This is a genomic window from Curtobacterium sp. 1544 (genome assembly GCF_040544915.1).
Taxonomy (GTDB): Bacteria; Actinomycetota; Actinomycetes; order Actinomycetales; family Microbacteriaceae; genus Curtobacterium; species Curtobacterium pusillum_C.
Genome location: NZ_JBEPKX010000001.1, coordinates 102,884 through 123,344, shown reverse-complemented (window position 1 = coordinate 123,344; position 20,461 = coordinate 102,884). Strand labels below are relative to the sequence as shown.

Genomic DNA, 20,461 nt, shown 5'->3' with positions numbered 1-20,461 from the left:
TCGACCCCGCCCCGTGCCTCCAGTCCGCCTCCTCAGCGCGCGCACGCGCGCACGACGGAAAGGCGGTCCGCATGGCGGACACCATCCTCGAGATGCGGGACATCACCAAGACGTTCCCCGGCGTGAAGGCACTCCAAGGGGTCTCGGTCGAGGTCGAGCGCGGGCAGGTCCACGCGATCTGCGGCGAGAACGGCGCCGGCAAGTCCACCCTGATGAAGGTGCTGTCCGGGGTCTACCCGCACGGGTCCTTCGACGGGGAGATCCTCATCGACGGCTCCCCCGTGGAGTTCGGCGACATCAACGGCTCGGAGGCCGCGGGTGTCGTCATCATCCACCAGGAACTCGCCCTCAGCCCGTTCCTGTCGATCGCCGAGAACATCTTCCTCGGCAACGAGCAGTCGCGGGCCGGCTTCATCGACTGGAACAAGACGAACCTGGCGGCCGCCGAGCTCCTGCAGCGCGTCGGCCTCAAGGACAACCCGGTCACCAAGATCGTGGACATCGGCGTCGGCAAGCAGCAGCTCGTCGAGATCGCGAAGGCGCTGTCGAAGCGGGTGAAGCTCCTCATCCTCGACGAGCCCACCGCGGCGCTGAACGACGACGACTCCGCGCACCTGCTCGACCTCATCCGGTCGCTGCAGGCCGAGGGCATGACGGCGATCATCATCAGCCACAAGCTCAACGAGATCAAGGCGATCGCCGACAAGGTCACGATCATCCGCGACGGCAAGACGATCGAGACGCTCGACATGCGCGCCGACGACGTCTCCGAGGACCGGATCATCCGCGGCATGGTCGGTCGTGACCTGTCCAACCGGTACCCCTCGCGCGATGACCCGCAGATCGGCGAGGAGCTCCTGCGCATCGAGGACTGGACCGTCCACCACCCGCTCGACTCCTCACGCGAGATCATCCACCAGGCGAACCTCTCCGTCCGCGCGGGCGAGGTCGTCGGCATCGCCGGGCTCATGGGCGCCGGACGGACCGAACTCGCGATGAGCGTGTTCGGGCAGTCCTACGGCGCCGGCATCAGCGGCACCGTGTACAAGCGCGGCGAGCCGATCAAGACCCACACGGTCACGCAGGCGATCGACCACGGCATCGCCTACGTCACCGAGGACCGGAAGCGCTACGGCCTCAACCTCATCGACGACATCAAGCGGAACATCTCCGGGTCGGCGCTCGGGAAGCTCGCCAACTGGGGCTTCGTCAACGCGTCCCAGGAGACGACGGTCGCCGGGCAGTACCTCCGGAGCCTCAACATCAAGGCGCCGAACGTCGACGTCGTGACCGGGAAGCTCTCCGGCGGGAACCAGCAGAAGGTCGTCCTGTCGAAGTGGATGTACGCCGACCCCGACGTGCTCATCCTCGACGAACCCACGCGCGGCATCGACGTCGGTGCCAAGTACGAGATCTACACGATCATCAACCAGCTCGCGGACCAGGGGAAGGGGATCATCGTGATCTCCTCCGAGCTCCCCGAGCTGCTCGGCATCTGCGACCGCATCTACACGCTCTCCGAGGGCACGATCACCGCCGACGTGCCCCGCTCCGAGGCCACACCAGAGGTCCTCATGCAGTACATGACCCAGGAACGGGAGACCCCTGTCAATGAACGCGCTTAAGTCCGCCGCCGGCTACCTCACCGGGCAGCTCCGACAGATCGGCCTGTTCATCGCGCTGATCGTCATCGTCATCTTCTTCCAGGTGACGACGAACGGCATCACCCTCGCCCCGATCAACGTCTCGAACCTGATCGTCCAGAACAGCTACATCCTCATCCTCGCCATCGGCATGGTGATGGTGATCATCGCCGGCCACATCGACCTGTCCGTCGGGTCCGTCGTCGCCTTCACGGGCGCGATGGCCGGCGTCATGATCACGCAGTGGGGCCTGCCCTGGCCGGTCGCGGTCGTGCTCTGCCTGGTCGTCGGCGCCCTCGTCGGTGCCTGGCAGGGGTTCTGGATCGCCTACTTCGGCATCCCGGCGTTCATCGTGACGCTCGCGGGCATGCTCGCTTTCCGCGGTGCCGCCCAGATCGTCCTGCACAACCAGCAGATCTCGCCCTTCCCGGAGGGCTTCCGCTCGCTCGGCTCCGGCTTCCTGCCGTCGTTCGGCACCACCGGCTACGAGCCGCTCACGATGATCCTCGGCTTCGCGGCCGCGATCGTCCTCGTGATCACGTCGTTCCGTGGTCGGGCGACCCGCCGGAAGTACCAGCTCGAGAGCGAGCCGTTCGCCTGGTTCATCGTGAAGCTCGCGTTCACCGTCGCCCTCGTCGTCTACGTGGCGCTCCTGCTCGCCAGCTACAACGGCACCCCGATCGTGCTCGTCGTGCTCGGCGCCCTCGTGGTGATCTACTCGGTCGTCATGCGGAGCGCGGTGTTCGGCCGCCACATCTACGCGATCGGTGGCAACGCCCTCGCCGCGCAGCTCTCGGGCGTGAAGACGAAGCGGGTCACGTTCCTGCTCTTCGTCAACATGGGGGTCATCTCAGCGCTGGCAGGCGTGGTGTTCACGGGGCAGCTGAACCTGGCGGCTCCGGGAGCGGGCAACGGGTTCGAGCTCGACGCCATCGCGGCCGTGTTCATCGGTGGCGCGGCCGTCACCGGCGGCATCGGGACCGTCCCCGGCGCGATCGTCGGTGGTCTCATCATCGGCATCCTGAACAACGGCATGTCGATCCTCGGCATCGGCACGGAGTACCAGTCGCTCATCAAGGGCCTGGTGCTGCTCGCCGCGGTCGCGTTCGACGTGTTCAACAAGCGCCGGGCGGCGTCCGCGCGCAAGTAGGCGCGGACGTCCGGTCGTCGTCGTCCGGCCGTCGAGGGAGCAGAAATCGTCGGGTCGCCTTCCGCGACTCGACGATTCCTGCTCCCTCAGTCCGCGAGAACTGCCCAACCGCCGGCCTGGAGGCGCAGGGTCCCGTTCTGCACGTCGGCACCGCCCGCCTCCACGTGCGTCGCACCCGCCGTGGGCAGGTCAACGGGATCGTCCGCCAGGTTCAGGGCGGTCACCACCGCGTGCTCCGCGGTCGCGGTCCGCAGCACGATCGCGGTGTTCGTGAGGTGCACGACGTCGGTGTGGGCGCGGTGCAGCCAGGGGTTCCGCCGACGGAGCGCGACGAGCGCCTCGTACGCGTGCGTGAGTTCCACGGGCTCTGGCGGCACGGCGGGGAACTCCGGGCGGACGGCGTCGTCACCACCGAGGCGCTCCTCCTTCACCCCGGTCCAGCCGTACTCGTCGCCGGCCCACACACTCGGGGTGCCGGCGACGGTGAACAGGACCGCGGCGGCGTGGGCGGCGAACCGCTCCCCCACCGCACTCGCGATGCGGGTGACGTCGTGGTTGCCGACGAACGTGCTCGGTGCCTGCGCGACCAGCAGCGCGTCGTGCCGTTCGACGGCGTGCGCGAGCTCGAAGCAGTTCCCGTCGGCGATGCCGTGCCAGATGCCCTGCCAGAGCTCGTACTGCGTGGTCGAGTCGATCCTCGAGTCGCGGACGAACGCAGCCGTGTCCCCGTGGATGACCTCGCCCGTGAACCACGCGTCCGGGAAGCGCTCCCGGACCCGCGGGAGCACCCGTGCCCAGAACGTCGCCGGCACCGCGTAGGCCGCGTCCAGTCGCCACCCGTCGGCCCCGCGTGCGAGCCAGTGCGTCATGACCTCGACGACGAGGTCCTCCGTCGCGCGACGCTCGTGGTCGAGCGCGACGAGGATGTCGTGCCCCTCGAACAGTCCGACCGGCACGTCGTCCCCGGGCGACCACCCGGTCCATTCGATCGCGAACAGCTCGGCCGTCGGCGCGTCCGGACCCTGCTCCTCGACGGCGCGGAACGCCGGGTGCTCCCGACCGACGTGGTTGAAGACGCCGTCGAGCAGGACCCGGACACCGCGTTCGTGTGCGGCGGCGACCAGGTGGTCGAAGTCCGCGTCGTCGCCGAGGCGCGGGTCGATCCGGAAGTGGTCCACCGTGTCGTACCCGTGCGTCGAACTCGCGAAGACCGGCCCGAGCAGCAGCCCGTTCAGGCCGAGGTCCACGACGTGGTCGAGCCAGGGCTCGAGGCGGCCGAGCCGGTGGTCGAGGGTGCGGCCGTCCACGGGGGTGTCCGGCCGGACGTCGGCACCGACGAACCCGAGCGGGTAGACGTGCCACCACATGACGTGCTCCACCCAGGCGGGCTCGCGCGGGCGATCGGGTGCAGTGTCGGTGCTCACCGCCACGATCGTGCCAGCCGGACCTGTGCTGTGCGCGCAACCGGACAGCGCAGACGATGATGGGCCGCATGGGACGAGCGATCAGGACCGCAGCGGACGCCGACGCGTCGGACTCGGCGCACGCGGAACGCACCTGCGCCTCGTGCGGACGCCGGATGCCCTCGTCGGCCGCACCCGAGGCGAAGTGGTGTTCAGGCGCCTGCCGGAAGCACGGCGTCGACGCGACCGACCACGCACTCGAACGACGCATCGACGAACTGCTCGCCGCACGGGCGCGCACGTCGAGCATCTGCCCGTCCGAGGTCGCCCGCTCGATCGACCCCGACGACTGGCGCCCGCTCATGGAGCCCGCTCGCCGGGCAGCCCGCCGGATGGTCGCCCGGGGCGAGGTCGAGATCACGCAGCACGGCAGCGTCGTCGACCCGTCGACCGCCAAGGGCCCGATCCGTATCCGCCGACCGCGCTGAGGGAACACCTGTCGCCCAGCGACGTTGGACCCGGTGATGACCACAGCGATCGAACCGTCCACCGACCGTCCCCGAGCCCTCGTGGTGGGTGCCAGCGGCATCACCGGCTCGGCCCTCGTCGAGCACCTGCTCGACCTCGGGTGGGAGGTGACGGCCCTCTCCCGACGTCCGCTCGCCCGGGACGCAGTCCGGACCGTCGCCGCGGACCTCCGCGACCCGGACTCGCTCCGCACCGCCCTCGCCGACGAGCGCCCCACGCACGTGTTCTTCACCGCGTGGCAGCGGCAGGAGACCGAGGCAGAGAACATCCGTGTGAACGGCGGCATGGTCCGGGACCTCCTGGCCGCGCTCGCCCACGCACCGCTCGAGCACGTCGCGCTCGTCACCGGCCTCAAGCACTACCTGGGCCCGTTCGAGGCCTACGCCGCGGGCGAGATGCCGGACACGCCCTTCCACGAAGAGGAACCGCGGCTCGACACCCCGAACTTCTACTACGCGCAGGAGGACGAGCTCTTCGCCGCCGCCGAGCGCCAGGGCTTCACGTGGTCGGTGCACCGCTCGCACACGGTGATCGGTCATGCGGTCGGCAACGCCATGAACATGGGCCTGACGATCGCGGTCCAGGCGACGCTGGCGAAGGAACTCGGCCTGGACTTCGTGTTCCCGGGCAGCGCGGCGCAGTGGAACGACCTGACCGACATGACCGACGCGGGCATCCTGGCCGAGCACATGGTCTGGGCGTCGACCACGCCGGCGGGTGCCGACGAGGCGTTCAACATCGTGAACGGAGACGTCTTCCGGTGGCGGTGGATGTGGCCGCGGCTGGCCGAGCACCTCGGTGTCGACCCGGCCCGTGTCGTCGGGTACGAGGGCACCGTCCGTCCGCTCGAGGAGCAGATGGCGCCGTACGAGTCCGAGTGGGCGGGCATCGCCGACCGCCACGGGCTCGCCGAGCGGGACATCGCCCGGCTCGCCTCGTGGTGGCACACCGACGCGGACCTCGGTCGCGCGATGGAGGTCGTCACGGACATGGGGAAGAGCCGCGACGCCGGGTTCACCGCCTTCCGACGGACCGAGCGTGCCTTCGCGGAACTGTTCGACCGCTACCGCGCCGACCGGCTCATCCCCTGACCCGGATCTGCTAGAGCGCGAGCAGCAGCACGACGAGCGTCGCGACCGAGAGCGCCAGGAGCACGACGGCTCCCTGCAGGTCGCGGTCGTGCGCAACCGTCAGGCGCTCGTCGACGCGGCCCGGACTGCGTTCGGCGAGCACGGCCTCCATGCTGCACTCGAACCGATCGCGGTCGCGGCCGGACTCGGCAACGCGACCCTGTACCGCCACTTCCCCACGCGCGCAGCGCTGTGGCAGGCCGTCCTCACGGAGCCGATGCAGTGAGTGCTCGTCGACCGTTGCCGGACGCCGTCCGCCGACGACTCGTGGTCCGGGTTCGCGACCTTCGTCCGCGAGACGGCCGAGATCGAGGCCCGGAACACCGGCTTCAGCGACCTGATGACGACCGACTACCGAAACGCTCCGACGTTGCTCGACCTCCGGGTCCGCGTGCAGGACGGCATCGATGCGCTGTTCCGCGCCGCGCAGGACGCCGGCGCCGTTCGAACGGACGCCGTGCTCGCCGACGTCGCGATGGTGCAGCTGTCGATCGCCACCACGATCGACACCTTCGGCGGGGTGGCCCCGGACGCGTTCCGTCGGTGGGTCGACCTCGCGCTCGATGCCCTCCGCGCTCCGGAAGTGGCCCGTGAGCCACTGCGCGCTCGCCCGCTCCGTGGCGACCAGGTGCGGTGAGCCCTGGCCGAACGGCAGCAGCCGACGACGCGTCAGAAGGCGTAGCGGATGCGGCAGCTCGGCAGGTGCTCCGCGACGAGCTCGCGGAACCGCTCGACCAGCTGCCCCTTCATCCCGGAGCGGTAGCGCACGTTCACGGCACCGTTCTGCGACACCTTCGGTTCCTGCAGGTCCGGCCGCCACAGCAGGTCCTCGGCCTTCGGGTGCCAGCCGAGGTTCACCTCGTGCAGGGGTTGGTTGTGCGTGAGGAAGATCACCTCGGCTGCGAGCTGCGCCTTCGCCGCGGGCGACAGGACGTCGTCGACCTGCCGGAGCAACTCGGCCCAGTCGGACTCCCACGTGGGCGTCAGGATGACGGGCGAGAAGTTGAGGTGGACCTCGTACCCGGCGTCGACGAAGTCGTTCACCGCGGCGATCCGCTCGGCGATCGGGCTCGTCCGGATGTCGGTGACCTTCGCGGTCTCGTGCGGCATGAGCGAGAAGCGGATGCGTGTCCGTCCCAGGGGGTCCCAGTCGAGCAGGTCCCGGTTCACGTACTTCGTCGCGAAGGACGCCTTGGCCGTCGGTGTCATCCGGAACAGGTCGCACAGGTCACGCACGTTGTCGCTGATCATCGCGTCGACGGAGCAGTCGCTGTTCTCGCCGATGTCGTAGACCCACGCGTCGGGGTCACACTGGTTCGGCTCGACCTTCGGCCCCTGCTTCGCGATGTTCCGGGCCACGTGCTTGGTGATCTGGTCGATGTTGGCGAACACGGTCACCGGGTTGCTGTACCCCTTGCGCCGCGGCACGTAGCAGTACGCGCACGCCATGGCGCAGCCGTTCGCGGTCGACGGCGCGATGAAGTCGGCGGAGCGCCCGTTCGGCCGGGTGACGAGCGACTTCTTCACCCCGAGCACCAGCGCCTCGGTCTTGATGCGCACCCACCGCTGGACGTTCCGCTCGTCGCCGTGCACCTCCGGGATGTTCCAGTGTGAGTCGACGGGGACGATCTCGGCGCCGGGCCAGCGCCCGATGACCTCCTGCCCACGCGGGAGTTCGAGGGCGGCCGGTTCGGCGTAGATGCGGCGGACGTCGAGCATCGGTCGCGCGCGAGGGTGGGTCATCGTCTCCTGTCTACCCGCCACCACCGACGGTGCAGGCTGGGGGCATGAGCGAACCCGACGACCACTTCTTCGTCGTCGACGGTCGGCGGTGGCGTCGGACCGACCCGGCGCTCCCCGAGGACGTCGCCGCCGCGCTTCGATCGCACCTCGGTCGTGGGCGGAACGCCGTCAAGCAGGCGAAGCGCACGGGCGACGACGACGCCCTCGAAGCCGCGCGGCGCCGCAACGGGTTGGCGAAGCACGGCCTCGGTGAACGTGGACCCGAGTGGTGGACGCGCCCCGAGGTCGACCGGATCGCGGATGCGTGCGCTGCCCTCGCCGAGCTCGACGGCCTCGATGCGGTCTGATCCTTCCCATCACGCTCGAGCCTCGTACGCGCGAAACGACCTACGCGCGGAACAGCCCGGGGCTACGCCTCCGTGTGACCGAGGTCCGGCTCCGCGAGCAGGTGCACGGTACGAGCGGCCGCGGCGTGCAGCTCGAGCACGACGACGTCGTTCCGCCCGGCACGGAGCACCGGCCCGGGGACGGCCAGGGTGCGCTGCGGCCCCCGTGACCAGTACCGGCCGAGGCAGAACCCGTTCACCCAGGCGACGCCCTTCCGGAACCCATCGAGGCGCAGGTACCGGTCGTCGGCGGAGTCGAGGTCGAACGACCCCGTGGCGAACACCGGTCCGGCGAGGGCGTTGCCGTCGGTGGGCAGGGCGTCGGCGAGGATCGTCAGCGCGGCCTCGGGTATCGGGTCGAGGGCCAGGGGCGACGCAGTCCACCGGGCAAGCGGGACACCGTCGACGGCGATCCCGCCGATCAGGCCCTTCGGTTCGCCGATGCGTGGGCCGTAGTCGACGCGGCCCTGGTCCTCGACGAGGAGCTCGAGCGTGCCCGTCACCGGCGGGAGCGCGATCGCGCGGTCGTGGTGTTCGCGTTCGAGGACCCCGACGACGGTGCCGTCGACCGAGACGATCGCGCGGTCGCAGACCTCGTCCCCGACCGTGAGCACGCCACCGGACGGCAGGTCGACCTCGGTCCGGTACAGCACGAAGCCGGAGGCGGCGCCGAGCGCGTCGAACGTCGGCGGGCTGTCGTGCGTCGACCAGTCGGTGAGCGCGGGCAGCAGGGACCGGAGCGACGCGACGCGGTCGAGGCGGACGGCGACGTCCGTGGCGGGGGCGACCCGTGCCTCCAGGCTGTCGCTTGAACAGGCATACGATTCTAGGCGACCGGATCCACCGGGCTCCATCGATGCCGGCAGCACCGGGACGGGCGCGTAGCGCTCGATCACCGAACGGAAGGCATGGAACTTCGCGGTGGGCCGACCGGCCTCGTCGAGCGGTGCGTCGTAGTCGTACGACGTCGCGATCGGCCGGTACACGCCCTTGTCGTTCGCGCCGTTCGTGAAGCCGAAGTTCGTGCCGCCGTGGAACATGTAGACGTTCACCGACCCCCCGGCGGCGAGCAGGTCGTCCAGGTCCGACGCCGAGGCAGCGGCGGGCGTGGTGTGGTGGTGCTCACCCCAGCTGTCGAACCAGCCGTCCCAGAACTCCGAGCACATCAGCGGTCCGGTCGGCTGGGCCTGTCGGAGTCGTTCCAGGCGTGAGGTCGAGCGGGACCCGAAGGACCCGGTCTTGTGCAACGACGGCAACGAACCGTCCTCGAGCATCGTGCCCATCGGCTGGTCGACGCTCGTGAAGGGGACGGTGAGCCCGATCGCGCGGTGCATCGCCTCGAGCTTCTGCAGGTACACGGGGTCGGAGCCGTACGCGCCGTACTCGTTCTCGACCTGCACGAGGACGATCGGACCGCCGTGGTCGATCTGCCTCGGGACCAGCACCGGTGCCAACGCCTGCAGGTACGAGGAGACTGCCCCCAGGAACCCCGGCTCGTCACGCCGGACCCCGACCGTACCGTCGGTGAAGAGCCAGTACGGCAGCCCGCCGTTCGTCCACTCGGCGCAGATGTAGGGGCCGGGCCGGACGATGGCGTGCATGCCCTCCTCGGCGACGAGGTCGAGAAAGCGCCCCAGGTCGAGCCCACCGGTCAGGTCGAAGACGTCGGGCGACGGCGCGTGTGCGTTCCAGGCGACGTACGTCTCGATGGTGTTGAGCCCCATCAGCTTCGCCTTGCGGATCCGGTCGGCCCACAGGTCGGGGTGCACGCGGAAGTAGTGGATCGCGCCGGACAGGATCCGGTGCGGCTCGCCGTCGAGCAGGAAGTCGGTGTCGCCGATGGCGAAGCGCATGAGAAGACTCTTTCAGACAGCGGGGTCGTGCGGACGGTGTCCGCACGACCCCGGGGTGGTGGTGCCGGTACTACTTGGTCGAGACCGTGAAGCCCTGGTCCTTGCCGTACTTCGCGAGGGCCTTCTGCCAGGCGGCGAGACCGCTCTCGAGCGAGGTGCCGTTCTCGTACGACTGACCGACGGTGTCCGCGTAGACGCTGTTCGCGTACACCTGGTAGGGCAGGTATGTGAAGTCGTTGTCGGACGACTTCGACGCGTCGACGAGCACCTTGTTGATCTGCTGGCCGCCGAAGTACTCCGGCTTCTCGTCGAGGAACGCGGACGAGTCGAGGTCAGCCGTGGTCGACGGGAACCCGCCGGACTCCATGAACACCTTCGTCGACTCCTTCGACGAGTTCAGCCACTTCAGGAAGCCCGCCGCGAGGGCCGGGTCCTTCGACTGCTTCATGACGACCTCGGCGCTGCCGCCGTTGTTCGCGGTCTGGGCGGTGGTGCCGTCGTAGGTCGGCATCGGGGCGACGCGCCAGTCACCGCTGGCGTCGGCGACGCTCGCCTCGAGGTTGCCGGGCATCCAGGCACCCGTGATGAGCGTGGCGATCTGGCCGTTGCCGAGCTGCTTGTACCAGTCGTCGGTCCAGCCGACCGTCTTCGAGAGCAGGCCCTGCTCGACGAGCTCGTTCCAGGTGCTCGTCCACTTCTTCGTGCCGGCGTCCTCGAGGTTGATCGTGACCTTGTCACCCTTGGTGGTGAACGGGGTGCCACCGGCCTGGGCGATCATGCTCGTGGTGAACCCGGCGTCGCCGGAGTCCGCGGTGATGTACGCGTCCGGGTCGGCGGCGTGCAGCTTCTTGGCGGCGGCGACGTACTCGTCCCAGGTCTTCGGGATGGCGATGCCGTACTTGTCGAACACCGTCTTGTTGTAGAACAGCGCCATGGGGCCGGAGTCCTGGGGCAGACCGTAGATCTTCCCGTCCATGTCCACCGAGCTCCACGTGCTCGAAGCGAACTTGTCCTTCAGGTCGCCGAACCCGTACGAGGACAGGTCGAGCAGCGAGTCGGACAGGGCGAACTGCGGAAGCGCGTAGTACTCGACCTGGGCGACGTCGGGGGCACCCGAGCCGGCCTTCACGGTGTTCTGCAGCTTCGTGTACTGGTCGGCACCGGTGCCGGCGTTGACGAGATTGACCTTCACCTTGGGGTAGGCCTTCTCGAAGGCGGCGACCTGGGCCTTCGCGGACGGGGTCCACGACCAGTAGGTGAGCGTGCCGCCCTTCTCGAGGGCCTTGTCGATGTCGTCGGACGATCCGCCGGACGACGAACCGCCGGAGGCGCAGGCCGCCAGGGCGATGGCGGCGGTGACGCCGATGGCGAGGGCGCTGAGCCCGCGCCGGATGCGCTTGTGCATTCGGGTGCCTTTCACTTCTTCGTGTTGGGAGGTGGTGCAGTGGTGCTGCTGTGTGCCGGGACGGGAGGCGCGTGGCGGGGTCGCCCCGCGCCTCCAGTCCGGTGGGTCAGGCCTTGACGGACCCGGCCGCGAGGCCGGACTGCCAGAAGCGCTGGAGGAAGAGGAACGCGACCACGATCGGGATGATCGTGAGGAGCGATCCCGTGACGACGAGGTTGTAGATCGGCTGCGCCCCGGAGCCGGTGGCCTGGGCGTTCCACTGGTTCAGGCCGACCGTCAGCGGGTACCACTTCGGGTCGCTCAGCATGATGAGCGGCAGGAAGTAGTTGTTCCAGGTGGCGACGACCGCGAACAGCAGGACCGTGACGACACCGGGCGCGAGCAGGCGCAGCGCGATCGTGAAGAAGATCCGGAACTCGCCGGCGCCGTCCATGCGGGCGGCCTCGAGGAGTTCGGCGGGGATCGCGTCGACCGCGTAGGTCCAGATCAGGTACATGCCGAACGGGCTGATGAGCGACGGCAGGATGATCGCCCACGGGGTGTTCGTCAGGCCGAACTGCGAGAACAGCAGGAACGTCGGGACGGCGAGGGCGGTGCCGGGGACGGCGATCGCGCCGAGGACGACGGCGAACACGGCGCGACGACCCGGGAACTGGAACTTCGCCATGCCGTAGCCGGCGATCGTGGCGAGCATCGTGGCCCCGCCGGCGCCGACGACGACGTAGAGCAGCGTGTTGCCGAGCCACTGGACGAAGATGCCGTCGTTGTAGGTCAGCGTGTCGACGATGTTCTGCCAGAGGTTGAACTTCCCGCCGAACCACAGGCCGAAGGTCGACAGCAGCGAGGACTGCGTCTTCGTGCTGTTCACGAGCAGGTAGAACAGCGGCGCGAAGGAGTAGACGACGAAGACGACCATCACCGCGGTGAGGAGACCGGAACGCTTCTGCTTGCGTCCGCCTTCTGCGTTCCGCATGCGGCGGGTCCGGGTCGGCCTGGAGGCGCGGCTCGCCTTCTCACGTGGGTCGCGCTGCGTCGTGGTCGCCTCGGTGACCGTGGCCGGTCCGGTCGCGGCGGGTTGCTGCAGGGTGCTCATCGGTTCTCCTGGCGGGTTCCGCGGACCTGGACGACGTAGGCGATCACGGCGGTGATCACGCCCATGACGATCGCGACGGTCGCGGAGTAGTTGAACTGCTGGCCGCTGAACGACAGCGAGTAGGCGTACATGTTCGGGGTGAAGGCGCTGCCGATGACGTTCGGGGCGAGGGTCTTGAGCAGGTTCGGCTCGTTGAAGAGCTGGAAGCTGCCGATGATCGAGAAGATCGTGGCGATCACCATCGGACCGCGCAGAGCGGGGAGCTTGATGGAGAACACCGTGCGCAGGGGGCCGGCGCCGTCGAGCTCGGCCGCTTCGTACAGGTCACCGGGGACGACCCGGAGGGCGGCGTAGAAGATCAGCATGTTGTAGCCGAGGAACTCCCACGTGACCACGTTGCCGATCGACGTCAGGACCCAGTCGGGGCTGAACGGCTGCAGCAGGTCGATGCCGAGCGCGTGGTTCGCGGCGCCGGTCAGGCCGAACTGGTTGCCGTAGATGAAGCCCCAGATGAGCGCCGCGACGACACCGGGGACCGCGTACGGCAGGAACACCGCGATGCGGAAGAACGACGTGCCCCAGAGCCGGGCGCTGTCGAGGGCCAGTGCGGCGACGAGCGCGAGGCCGAGCATGATCGGGACCTGCACGAGCAGGAACAGGGCCACCCGACCGAGACCGGACCAGAACTTGGCGTCCTGGAAGAGCTGCACGTAGTTGGCGAACCAGACGAACTGGTTGCCGCCGATGAGCTGGTCGCGGAACAGGCTCAGCCAGAGCGCGTACCCGATCGGCACGATGAGCATCGCGATCAGGACGACGACGAACGGGCCGACGAAGAGCCATCCCGTGTACCTGCCGCGCGGCTTGGCGCGGCGGCGCGGTGGCACGGTCGGAGCGGTGGCTCCGGCTGCGCGCGCTTCGAGCGTGCTCATGTGACTCCCTTGTCGTGCTGCGTTCGGGTCCGCCGATGTTGACGTCAACATCGAACGGCGCGACGATAGCATGGCAACGTCAACATGCGCTAGCGTTCGGGAACTGCAGGGCACATCGCCCGGAACCGGAGGGCATCGTGACGACCGAACTCGCGGCCGCGGCCGCCGCTCGCCGCTCCCCCTCGATGGCCGCCGTCGCCGAGGCCGCCGGGGTCTCGATGCAGACCGTGTCCCGCGTCGCCCGCGGCTTCGACAACGTGTCGCCGGACACCCGCGACCGCGTCCAGCGCGCCATGGACGACCTCGGGTACCGCCCGAACCGTGCCGCCCGAGCCCTGCGCTCCGGGCGGTTCCGCACCATCGGCGTGATCATGTTCACCCTCGCGTCGTACGGGAACATGCGCACACTCGAGGCGATCGCCGACGCCGCGGGTGCCGCCGACTTCACGATCACCCTGCTGCCGATGGCGTCCCGAACCGAGGAAGGCGTCCGCTCGGCGTTCTCCCGACTGCACGAGCAGGCCGTCGACGGCGTCGTCATCATCATCGAGTCGCACATCATCGACACCGCCGAGGTCGTGCTGCCGGACGGCGTCCCGATGGTCGTGGTCGACTCCACCGGCACGACGCAGCACCCCGCGATCGACACCGACCAGGCCGACGGGGCACGGCAGGCCACGCAGCACCTGCTCGACCTCGGGCACGAGACCGTCTGGCACGTCGCCGGGCCGGAGTCGTCGTACTCCGCCGCACGCCGCCTCGCCGCCTGGCAGGCCACGCTCGAGGCCGCGGGGCGAACGGTCCCGCCGGTCTTCCACGGCGGCTGGAGCGCCGACTCCGGGTACCGCGCCGGACTGGTGATCGCCGGTCGGCCGGAGATCACCGCCGTCTTCGCCGCCAACGACCAGACCGCCCTCGGTGTGCTCCGCGCCGCCCACGAGCTCGGTCGCGCCGTGCCGGAGACCCTCAGCGTGGTGGGGTTCGACGACTCCCCCGAGTCCGACTCGTTCTGGCCGCCGCTCACCACCGTGCACCAGTCCTTCGACGAGGTCGGCCGCCGAGCGGTCACGAACCTCCTCGCCCAGATCGACGGGCAGCAGGTCCGGGCCGAGGCCGACCTGGTCCCCGTCCGGCTCGTCGAGCGGTCCAGCACCGCCGCCCCACCACCCCGGACGGTGCGCTGACGCGATCAGCCTCCGGGGCGTACCGTGCACCCGGAGCCGGATCGCTGTCCCGGCCCCGGGTGTGCGCCACTTCCGTGTGTCCGGAGGACGAGCCGTCGGCTGCGGTCCTCATCTCCCCACCTCGGCGTTCGGATCATGAAGAACATCGTCTACGGACTGACCGCTGTCCTCACCTCGGACGAGGCAGCCGATGCGGTGCTGGACTACGCCGCCGCCCTGGCGCACGCGGGGCTCGCGGACACCGTCGCCGTCCCGACCGTCGATGCCTTCGGGAGCACCACGACCACCTCGTTCCTGCTCGCCCCCGCGCTCGGCCTGCTGATCGAGGACGCGGCGGACGACCCGCTCGGCCCCGACACCGCCGCGTTCGTCGAGGAGATCTCGTGGCGGGCGCGCGCCGTGCGCTGCACGCCGCCGGGCGGCTGAGCCACGCCGCGGCCGCGGCCGCGGTCTGCGAAAGCGACACTTTCCCGCTGAGCGACACTTTTCGCGGTCGCGAGCCCGCGATCTGTCGCCCAGGCCGAGACTCGGCCCTAGCACCTGACCAAAAGGCGGACGGGAGGCACGGCGCGGACCCGCCACGCGCCTCCAGGCCCGTACGCGGCATGGGCGCACCCCGGTGGGGCGAGACTCGGGGCCAGCGACAGTTCTCGCGGTCGCGAGCGCGAGAACTGTCGCACAGGGCGAGTCTCGGGGCCCGCGGCCCGAGTCTCGGGCCGCAGGCCACCGCCGCGCACGCAGAGGGCGCCGGCACCGCGAAGCGGCCCGACGCCCTCTGTGCTCACTCGACGCCCGCCGGAGCGCACGCCGAGGCGTCTCAGCCGATCGACACGGCGGTCCAGGAGACCGGCGGGAGCTCGATCGTGATGGTGTCGCCCTCGCGGCGGACGGACTCGTTGGTGCGGAGCCCGACGCGGGTGGTGTTCGCCAGGTCGTTCACCGCGTGCACGTCGTCGTCCCAGATGCCCTCGGCACGGACGTCGCCGTCGACCGTCAGGCCGGCGAGGTCGATCGTGACGGTCGTGGACTCCGACGGGTGGCGGTTCACGAGGAAGACCGCCGCCGTGCCGTCCGCGTCGACGGTGGCCGCCGAGTCGACGACCGGGACCTCGCCGTGCTTGCCGCCGTCGACCGTGTCGCCGGAGGCCTTGACCTGCAGCGACGTGCCGTTGGCGAGCTTCGACGTCAGCGAGAACGGGAAGAACGTCGTCTGGCGCCAGGCGGGTCCGCCGGGCTCGGTCATGATCGGGCCGATCACGTTGACGAGCTGGGCGAGCGAGGCCGAGGCGACGCGGTCCGCGTGGCGGAGCAGCGAGATGAGCAGCCCACCGACGACCACGGCGTCGGCGACGGTGTAGACGTCCTCGAGGAGGCGCGGGGCGACCGGCCACTCCTCGAGCGTGAACTCCTTCGCCTGCTCGTGCCACTTCGTGAGCGACCAGACGTTCCACTCGTCGAACGAGATGTCGATCCGCTTGTCGGACTTCTTCTGCGCCTGCACGTGGTCGGCGGCGGTCGTGACCGTCTTGATGAAGTGGTCCATGTTGACGCCGGAGGCGAGGAACGAGGCGAGGTCGCCGTCCTCCTCGTAGTAGGCGTGCGCGGAGATGTAGTCGACGTCGTCGTAGGTGTGCTCGAGGACGGTGCGCTCCCACTCGCCGAACGTCGGCATCGAGGCACCGGACGAACCGCAGGCGACGAGCTCGAGGTCGGGCTGGATCTGCCGCATGGCCTTGGCGGTCATCGCGGCGAGCTTGCCGTAGTCCTCGGCGTTCTTGTGGCCGAGCTGCCACGGGCCGTCCATCTCGTTGCCGAGACACCACATCTTGATCGCGAACGGCTCCTGGCGGCCGTTCGACCGGCGGTACTCGGACAGCGCCGTGCCGGCGTCGATGTTCGCGTACTCGAGGAGCTCGATGGCCTCGGCGGTGCCGCGGGTACCGAGGTTCACCGCGAGCATGAGCTCGGAGCCGACTTGGTCGAGCCAGTGCTGGAACTCGTGCAGGCCGACCTCGTTCGTCTCGGTCGAGTGCCAGGCGAGGTCGAGCCGGCGCGGGCGCTGCTCGACGGGTCCGACCCCGTCCTCCCACTTGTACCCGGAGACGAAGTTGCCGCCGGGGTAGCGGATCGCGGACACGCCCAGTTCCTTGACCAGGTCGACCACGTCACGACGGAAGCCGTGCTCGTCGGCGGTCTCGTGGGCGGGCTCGTGGATGCCGTCGTAGACGTGGCGTCCGAGGTGTTCGACGAACCCGCCGAACAGGCGACGTCGCACCGGCCCCACGGTGAACGCGGCGTCGAGGACGAGGTGTGTGCGGGGCATGGATCTCCTTCGATCGTGGGGCTGCCTGCGCTCGACGAAAGTGAGCGCTCACGTTCCCGAAACGCTAGCGGCTTTCCGCGCGACACGAAAGGGGCGGTCACGAACATCACGGATCGGTCGTCACCCTCGCAGAAAGGGTGGCGGTGCTCCGAGGCGCGCGCTAATGTGAGCGCTCACGGAGCACCGACCCTGCTCCGACTCGGCCCGTCCCGATGGAGTGATGCCATGCCGAACCGAATCCCCGTACCCACCCCGCACCCACGAGGCGGCGCCTTCACACGGCGGAGTCTCCTCGCCGCGGGCGCAGCCGCCGCGACGGTCCTGCCGCTCGCCGCCTGCTCCAGCCCCCTCGCCGCCGGCATCGCCGGGGCGCCGCTCAACCCCGAGACCCTCGTCTTCTGGAACCTGTTCGGCGGCGGTGACGGGCTCCGCATGCAGGAGATGGAGGCCGGCTACGCCAAACAGCACGGCGGCTCCTCCTCGCTGCAGGCGACCACGTTCGCGTGGGGCAACCCGTACTACTCCAAGGTCACACTGGCCACCGTCGGGAACAAGCCGCCGGACGTCGCGATCGCACACCTCACCCGCGCGAAGCCGCTCTGGGACGGCGACCTGCTCGACCCGATCACGAGCGACGACCTGGCGAGCGTGGGCCTGAGCGCGAGCGACTTCAACCAGAAGGCCTGGACGGCGCAGAAGACCGACGGCAAGAACATCTGCGTCCCGCTCGACACCCACCCGTTCGTGCTCTTCTACAACGTTGATGTCTGCCAGAAGGCCGGCCTCATCGACAGCGACGGCAAGCTCAAGGACCTGACCGGGATCGACGCCTTCGAGAGCGCCCTCGCCGCGGTCGCGAAGGTCACCGGCGGCACGGCCCTCAACGTCGCGAACGTCAGCGAGATCGCGACCCCGTGGCGGTTCTTCTGGACGATGTACAACCAGATCAACGGTGCGACGCCGTTCATCAGCGACGGCGGCTCGAAGCTCACGGTGAACGAGGACGCGTACACGAAGGTCACCGACATGACCCAGAAGTGGGTCAAGAACGGCTGGCTCAACAAGGGTCTCGACTACGCCACCGCGCAGACGCTGATGTTCACCGGCAAGGCGGGCTTCTTCATGCAGGGCGAGTGGGAGATCAGCACGGCGCAGTCGATCAAGGGCCTGAAGTTCGGCATGGCGCCGATCCCGCAGCTCTTCGACAAGCCGGCGACGCAGGCCGACTCGCACACGTTCATCCTCCCGAGGAAGGACCGCACGCCCGAGCAGCGCAAGGCACACATGCTCTTCATCAAGCAGATGCTCGAGCAGAGCCTCACGTGGGCGCAGGGCGGACACGTCCCGGCCTACATGCCGACCTACGACAGCACCGCGTACAAGAAGCTCACGCCGCAGTCGAACTACGCCTCGGCCGCCGAGAGCGCCGTGTTCGACGACCCGGCCTGGTACGGCGGGTCGGGGTCGACCTTCGAGAACACGGTCGGCGCGCAGCTCGCCCTCGTCCAGCAGGGCAGCAGCTCCCCGGCGCAGGCCATGTCCGCGATCAAGTCGCAGCTGTCCACCTACCTCAACACCCCGAGCCCGCTGTAAGCCCGCGCGAAAGGCACGACGACGTGACCACAGCACCTGTCCTCGACCGGCCCACCGACGCCGCCACGGCGCCGCGTGCTCGCCGGGCCGGCTCCTTCCGAACCAGCCTCACGCGCGGCCAGGGCCGTACGGGGTGGCTGTTCCTCGCCCCCTTCGGCCTGTTCTACCTGGCCTTCCTGCTCGGCCCCACGGTGTGGATGATCGTGTCGAGCTTCTTCAACACCTCGACGGTCCGCACCGGGCTCGGCAGCTTCGCCGGGTTCGCGAACTACGCGGAGATGCTCGGCCGTGACGACTTCTGGTCGTCGCTCTGGCACACCCTGCAGTTCACGCTGTACACGACGCCGCCGCTCGTCATCCTGGCGTTCCTCTTCGCCGTGCTGACGAACCGGATGAACCGCGGCCAGTGGTTCTTCCGCCTGGCGTTCTTCCTGCCGTTCATCCTGCCGTCGGCGACGATCTCGCTGATCTGGGTGTTCATCTTCACGCCCGCGACCGGTCTGTTCGCGTCGATCCAGTCGGCGATCGGCCTGACCCCCGGCGCCGGCGTCCTGGCGAGCCCGAACACCGCGATGATCGGTGTCGCGATCGCCACGGTGTGGTGGACGCTCGGGTTCAACTTCGTGCTCTACCTCGCCGGCCTCCAGGAGATCCCGCGCGAACTGTACGAAGCCGCGGCCGTCGACGGCGCCTCGAACTGGCAGCAGATCAAGTCGATCACGCTGCCGCTCCTCGGCCGCACCACGACGCTCGTCATCCTGCTGCAGATCATCGCGAGCCTGAAGATCTTCGACCAGGTGTACCTGATGACGAACGGCGGGCCGGGCATCTCGACCCAGGTCTCGCTGCAGCTCATCACCGGCGTCGGCTTCACCGACAACCGACTCGGCGCAGCATCGGCCGCATCGGTGCTCCTGTTCATCGTGATCGTCGCGATCGCGATCATCCGGCAGATCGTCGAGCGCGCTGCCGCCAAGCGAGAGATGGGTGCCTGACGTGACCACGACCGAGAGCATCACGACCGACCGCCCGAAGCTCCGGACCGGGGTCTCCGCAGCGGCACCGGCGAACGCCGCGAAGATCGGCGTCTCCGGCAAGGGCTTCAACCTCGTCGCCGGCATCATCCTCGGCGTCTTCGCGGTCATCTGGCTCATCCCGAGCCTGTTCGCGCTGAAGACGTCCCTGTCCGACAACGGCGTCGCGGCCCTCGGCGCCAACTCGATCCTGTCGAACTGGAACCCGACGCTGCACTCCTACGCGGCGCTGTTCCAGGCCGGCGACATCTGGAACTGGTACCTGGCGAGCGGCATCACGAGCCTCGTGACGACCGCCCTGACGGTGCTGTTCGCGTCGATGGCGGCGTTCGCGCTGTCCCGGCTCGCCTTCCGAGGGCGGAACGTCGCGTTCCTGCTCATCATCCTGGGCATCATGATCCCGACACAGGTCCTGATCATCCCGATCTTCCAGGAGCTCAACTCGGTCGGGCTGCTCAACACCTACTGGTCGGTCATCTTCCCGCAGGTCCCTGCCGTCATCGCGGTGTTCATCTTCAAGCAGTTCTTCGACGGGATTCCTCGGGAGCTCGAGGAGGCCGCCCGCATCGACGGTGCCGGCATGTGGAAGATCTACTGGTCGGTGATCCTGCCGCTGTCGCGTCCGGTCATCGCAGCGGTGGCCATCCTGACCTTCGTCGGGGTGTGGAACAACCTGCTGCTGCCGTTGTTCGTGCTGTCCAACCCGGACCTCATGACGATCCCGGTCGGGCTCGCCACGGTCCAGGGCAGCTTCGGTCAGCGCTACGCGGACATCCAGGCCGGGGCGATCCTGGCGGCGTTGCCGCTGATCATCCTCTACCTGATCTTCCAGCGGCAGATCGTCGAGGGTGTGACCGGGTCCGGTCTGAAGGGCTGACGCGACCCCACGTCGGACTGGAGGCGGGGGGGGCGGGGGGGCCCCCCCCCCCCACCCCCCCGGGGGGGGGGCGCCCCCCCCCCCAGGGGGGGGGGGCCGGCCCCCGGCCAAGGGACCCGCCCCCCGGGGGGGGGGGGGGGGGGGGGCCCCGGGGCCCCCCCCGCCTCCAGTCCGTCCGTGGTCG

General features: G+C 69.3%; 20 protein-coding genes. 12 read left to right on the top strand and 8 right to left on the bottom strand.

Going from position 1 to position 20,461, the window contains the following annotated elements; genetic code table 11:
- The first annotated feature begins 71 nt into the window (after positions 1-71).
- Positions 72-1,625: a multiple monosaccharide ABC transporter ATP-binding protein gene (gene mmsA, locus ABIC61_RS00615; protein ID WP_354028413.1), complete on the top strand. Its 1,554-nt coding sequence runs from the start codon at positions 72-74 to the stop codon at positions 1,623-1,625.
- Positions 1,612-2,793, top strand: a complete 1,182-nt coding sequence (mmsB, locus tag ABIC61_RS00610) for a multiple monosaccharide ABC transporter permease (RefSeq protein ID WP_144751522.1) — start codon at positions 1,612-1,614, stop codon at positions 2,791-2,793. The genes mmsA and mmsB overlap by 14 nt, the downstream gene beginning before the upstream one ends.
- An 86-nt stretch (positions 2,794-2,879) precedes the next feature.
- Here mmsB and ABIC61_RS00605 read toward each other — a convergent pair whose 3' ends face one another.
- The gene (locus ABIC61_RS00605) at positions 2,880-4,217 is read right to left on the bottom strand and encodes an alpha-amylase family glycosyl hydrolase (RefSeq protein WP_354028412.1); all 1,338 of its coding nucleotides are present in this window, start codon (positions 4,215-4,217) and stop codon (positions 2,880-2,882) included.
- Between the two features lie 68 nt (positions 4,218-4,285).
- Here ABIC61_RS00605 and ABIC61_RS00600 point away from each other — a divergent pair, with 68 nt between their 5' ends.
- Both ABIC61_RS00600 and ABIC61_RS00595 read left to right on the top strand, forming a co-directional pair.
- On the top strand, positions 4,286-4,684 hold the full coding sequence (locus ABIC61_RS00600) for a DUF3253 domain-containing protein (RefSeq protein ID WP_144751519.1): 399 nt from the start codon (positions 4,286-4,288) through the stop codon (positions 4,682-4,684).
- Between the two features lie 36 nt (positions 4,685-4,720).
- Positions 4,721-5,815, top strand: coding sequence for an SDR family oxidoreductase (locus ABIC61_RS00595; RefSeq protein ID WP_354028411.1), 1,095 nt, complete (start codon positions 4,721-4,723; stop codon positions 5,813-5,815).
- 10 nt (positions 5,816-5,825) lie between these two features.
- Here ABIC61_RS00595 and ABIC61_RS00590 read toward each other — a convergent pair whose 3' ends face one another.
- Positions 5,826-5,966 (bottom strand): hypothetical protein, encoded by a 141-nt coding sequence (locus ABIC61_RS00590; RefSeq protein WP_354028556.1) that lies wholly within the window; start codon positions 5,964-5,966, stop codon positions 5,826-5,828.
- Between ABIC61_RS00590 and ABIC61_RS00585 the strand changes: the two genes are divergently transcribed.
- Both ABIC61_RS00585 and ABIC61_RS00580 read left to right on the top strand, forming a co-directional pair.
- A complete protein-coding gene (locus ABIC61_RS00585; protein ID WP_354028410.1) occupies positions 5,904-6,080 on the top strand; it encodes a TetR/AcrR family transcriptional regulator in 177 nt (58 codons plus the stop codon). The two genes, ABIC61_RS00590 and ABIC61_RS00585, sit on opposite strands and share 63 nt — an antisense overlap.
- Positions 6,081-6,491 (top strand): SbtR family transcriptional regulator, encoded by a 411-nt coding sequence (locus ABIC61_RS00580; RefSeq protein WP_354028409.1) that lies wholly within the window; start codon positions 6,081-6,083, stop codon positions 6,489-6,491.
- Positions 6,492-6,523: 32 nt separating this feature from the next.
- On the opposite strand, the gene ABIC61_RS00575 is transcribed toward ABIC61_RS00580, so the two are convergent.
- Positions 6,524-7,597, bottom strand: coding sequence for a spore photoproduct lyase family protein (locus ABIC61_RS00575; RefSeq protein WP_354028408.1), 1,074 nt, complete (start codon positions 7,595-7,597; stop codon positions 6,524-6,526).
- Between the two features lie 44 nt (positions 7,598-7,641).
- On the opposite strand from ABIC61_RS00575, the gene ABIC61_RS00570 reads away from it, so the two are divergent.
- Positions 7,642-7,944, top strand: a complete 303-nt coding sequence (locus ABIC61_RS00570; protein ID WP_354028407.1) for an amidohydrolase family protein — start codon at positions 7,642-7,644, stop codon at positions 7,942-7,944.
- Positions 7,945-8,006: 62 nt separating this feature from the next.
- Here the strand turns inward: ABIC61_RS00570 and ABIC61_RS00565 are convergent, their stop codons facing one another.
- From ABIC61_RS00565 to ABIC61_RS00550, 4 genes are all read right to left on the bottom strand, one after another.
- The gene (locus ABIC61_RS00565; RefSeq protein ID WP_354028406.1) at positions 8,007-9,836 is read right to left on the bottom strand and encodes a glycoside hydrolase family 35 protein; all 1,830 of its coding nucleotides are present in this window, start codon (positions 9,834-9,836) and stop codon (positions 8,007-8,009) included.
- A 70-nt stretch (positions 9,837-9,906) separates the two neighbouring features.
- Positions 9,907-11,241, bottom strand: coding sequence for an ABC transporter substrate-binding protein (locus tag ABIC61_RS00560; RefSeq protein ID WP_354028405.1), 1,335 nt, complete (start codon positions 11,239-11,241; stop codon positions 9,907-9,909).
- A gap of 106 nt (positions 11,242-11,347) precedes the next feature.
- Complete coding sequence (locus ABIC61_RS00555; RefSeq protein WP_354028404.1) at positions 11,348-12,334, bottom strand: carbohydrate ABC transporter permease; 987 nt, start codon at positions 12,332-12,334, stop codon at positions 11,348-11,350.
- Positions 12,331-13,266, bottom strand: coding sequence for a carbohydrate ABC transporter permease (locus tag ABIC61_RS00550; protein ID WP_354028403.1), 936 nt, complete (start codon positions 13,264-13,266; stop codon positions 12,331-12,333). The genes ABIC61_RS00555 and ABIC61_RS00550 overlap by 4 nt, the downstream gene beginning before the upstream one ends.
- Before the next feature lie 185 nt (positions 13,267-13,451).
- On the opposite strand from ABIC61_RS00550, the gene ABIC61_RS00545 reads away from it, so the two are divergent.
- Together ABIC61_RS00545 and ABIC61_RS00540 are read left to right on the top strand one after the other, a co-directional pair.
- Positions 13,452-14,450 (top strand): LacI family DNA-binding transcriptional regulator, encoded by a 999-nt coding sequence (locus tag ABIC61_RS00545; RefSeq protein WP_502908773.1) that lies wholly within the window; start codon positions 13,452-13,454, stop codon positions 14,448-14,450.
- A 135-nt stretch (positions 14,451-14,585) separates the two neighbouring features.
- The gene (locus tag ABIC61_RS00540; RefSeq protein WP_144751485.1) at positions 14,586-14,876 is read left to right on the top strand and encodes a hypothetical protein; all 291 of its coding nucleotides are present in this window, start codon (positions 14,586-14,588) and stop codon (positions 14,874-14,876) included.
- A gap of 391 nt (positions 14,877-15,267) precedes the next feature.
- Here ABIC61_RS00540 and arfA read toward each other — a convergent pair whose 3' ends face one another.
- Entirely contained in the window at positions 15,268-16,773 is a 1,506-nt protein-coding gene (gene arfA, locus ABIC61_RS00535; protein WP_354028401.1) for an arabinosylfuranosidase ArfA, read from the bottom strand.
- A gap of 225 nt (positions 16,774-16,998) precedes the next feature.
- On the opposite strand from arfA, the gene ABIC61_RS00530 reads away from it, so the two are divergent.
- Genes ABIC61_RS00530 through ABIC61_RS00520 form a run of 3 tightly spaced genes read left to right on the top strand, consistent with a single transcriptional unit; the run spans position 16,999 to position 20,277 of the window.
- Positions 16,999-18,366 carry an extracellular solute-binding protein gene (locus ABIC61_RS00530; RefSeq protein ID WP_354028400.1) on the top strand — a complete coding sequence of 456 codons (1,368 nt, stop codon included), beginning with the start codon at positions 16,999-17,001 and terminating at the stop codon, positions 18,364-18,366.
- A gap of 23 nt (positions 18,367-18,389) precedes the next feature.
- Complete coding sequence (locus ABIC61_RS00525; RefSeq protein WP_354028399.1) at positions 18,390-19,361, top strand: carbohydrate ABC transporter permease; 972 nt, start codon at positions 18,390-18,392, stop codon at positions 19,359-19,361.
- Position 19,362: 1 nt separating this feature from the next.
- A complete protein-coding gene (locus tag ABIC61_RS00520) occupies positions 19,363-20,277 on the top strand; it encodes a carbohydrate ABC transporter permease (protein WP_083413944.1) in 915 nt (304 codons plus the stop codon).
- Positions 20,278-20,461 lie beyond the last annotated feature (184 nt).

Coding starts and splice junctions, on each gene's coding strand:
- mmsA (WP_354028413.1), top strand. CDS start 72: ATGGCGGACACCATCCTCGAGATGCGGGACATCACCAAGACGTTCCCC.
- mmsB (WP_144751522.1), top strand. CDS start 1,612: ATGAACGCGCTTAAGTCCGCCGCCGGCTACCTCACCGGGCAGCTCCGA.
- ABIC61_RS00600 (WP_144751519.1), top strand. CDS start 4,286: ATGGGACGAGCGATCAGGACCGCAGCGGACGCCGACGCGTCGGACTCG.
- ABIC61_RS00595 (WP_354028411.1), top strand. CDS start 4,721: ATGACCACAGCGATCGAACCGTCCACCGACCGTCCCCGAGCCCTCGTG.
- ABIC61_RS00590 (WP_354028556.1), bottom strand. CDS start 5,966: ATGGAGGCCGTGCTCGCCGAACGCAGTCCGGGCCGCGTCGACGAGCGC.
- ABIC61_RS00575 (WP_354028408.1), bottom strand. CDS start 7,597: ATGACCCACCCTCGCGCGCGACCGATGCTCGACGTCCGCCGCATCTAC.
- ABIC61_RS00570 (WP_354028407.1), top strand. CDS start 7,642: ATGAGCGAACCCGACGACCACTTCTTCGTCGTCGACGGTCGGCGGTGG.
- ABIC61_RS00565 (WP_354028406.1), bottom strand. CDS start 9,836: ATGCGCTTCGCCATCGGCGACACCGACTTCCTGCTCGACGGCGAGCCG.
- ABIC61_RS00560 (WP_354028405.1), bottom strand. CDS start 11,241: ATGCACAAGCGCATCCGGCGCGGGCTCAGCGCCCTCGCCATCGGCGTC.
- ABIC61_RS00555 (WP_354028404.1), bottom strand. CDS start 12,334: ATGAGCACCCTGCAGCAACCCGCCGCGACCGGACCGGCCACGGTCACC.
- ABIC61_RS00550 (WP_354028403.1), bottom strand. CDS start 13,266: ATGAGCACGCTCGAAGCGCGCGCAGCCGGAGCCACCGCTCCGACCGTG.
- ABIC61_RS00545 (WP_502908773.1), top strand. CDS start 13,452: ATGGCCGCCGTCGCCGAGGCCGCCGGGGTCTCGATGCAGACCGTGTCC.
- ABIC61_RS00540 (WP_144751485.1), top strand. CDS start 14,586: ATGAAGAACATCGTCTACGGACTGACCGCTGTCCTCACCTCGGACGAG.
- arfA (WP_354028401.1), bottom strand. CDS start 16,773: ATGCCCCGCACACACCTCGTCCTCGACGCCGCGTTCACCGTGGGGCCG.
- ABIC61_RS00530 (WP_354028400.1), top strand. CDS start 16,999: ATGCCGAACCGAATCCCCGTACCCACCCCGCACCCACGAGGCGGCGCC.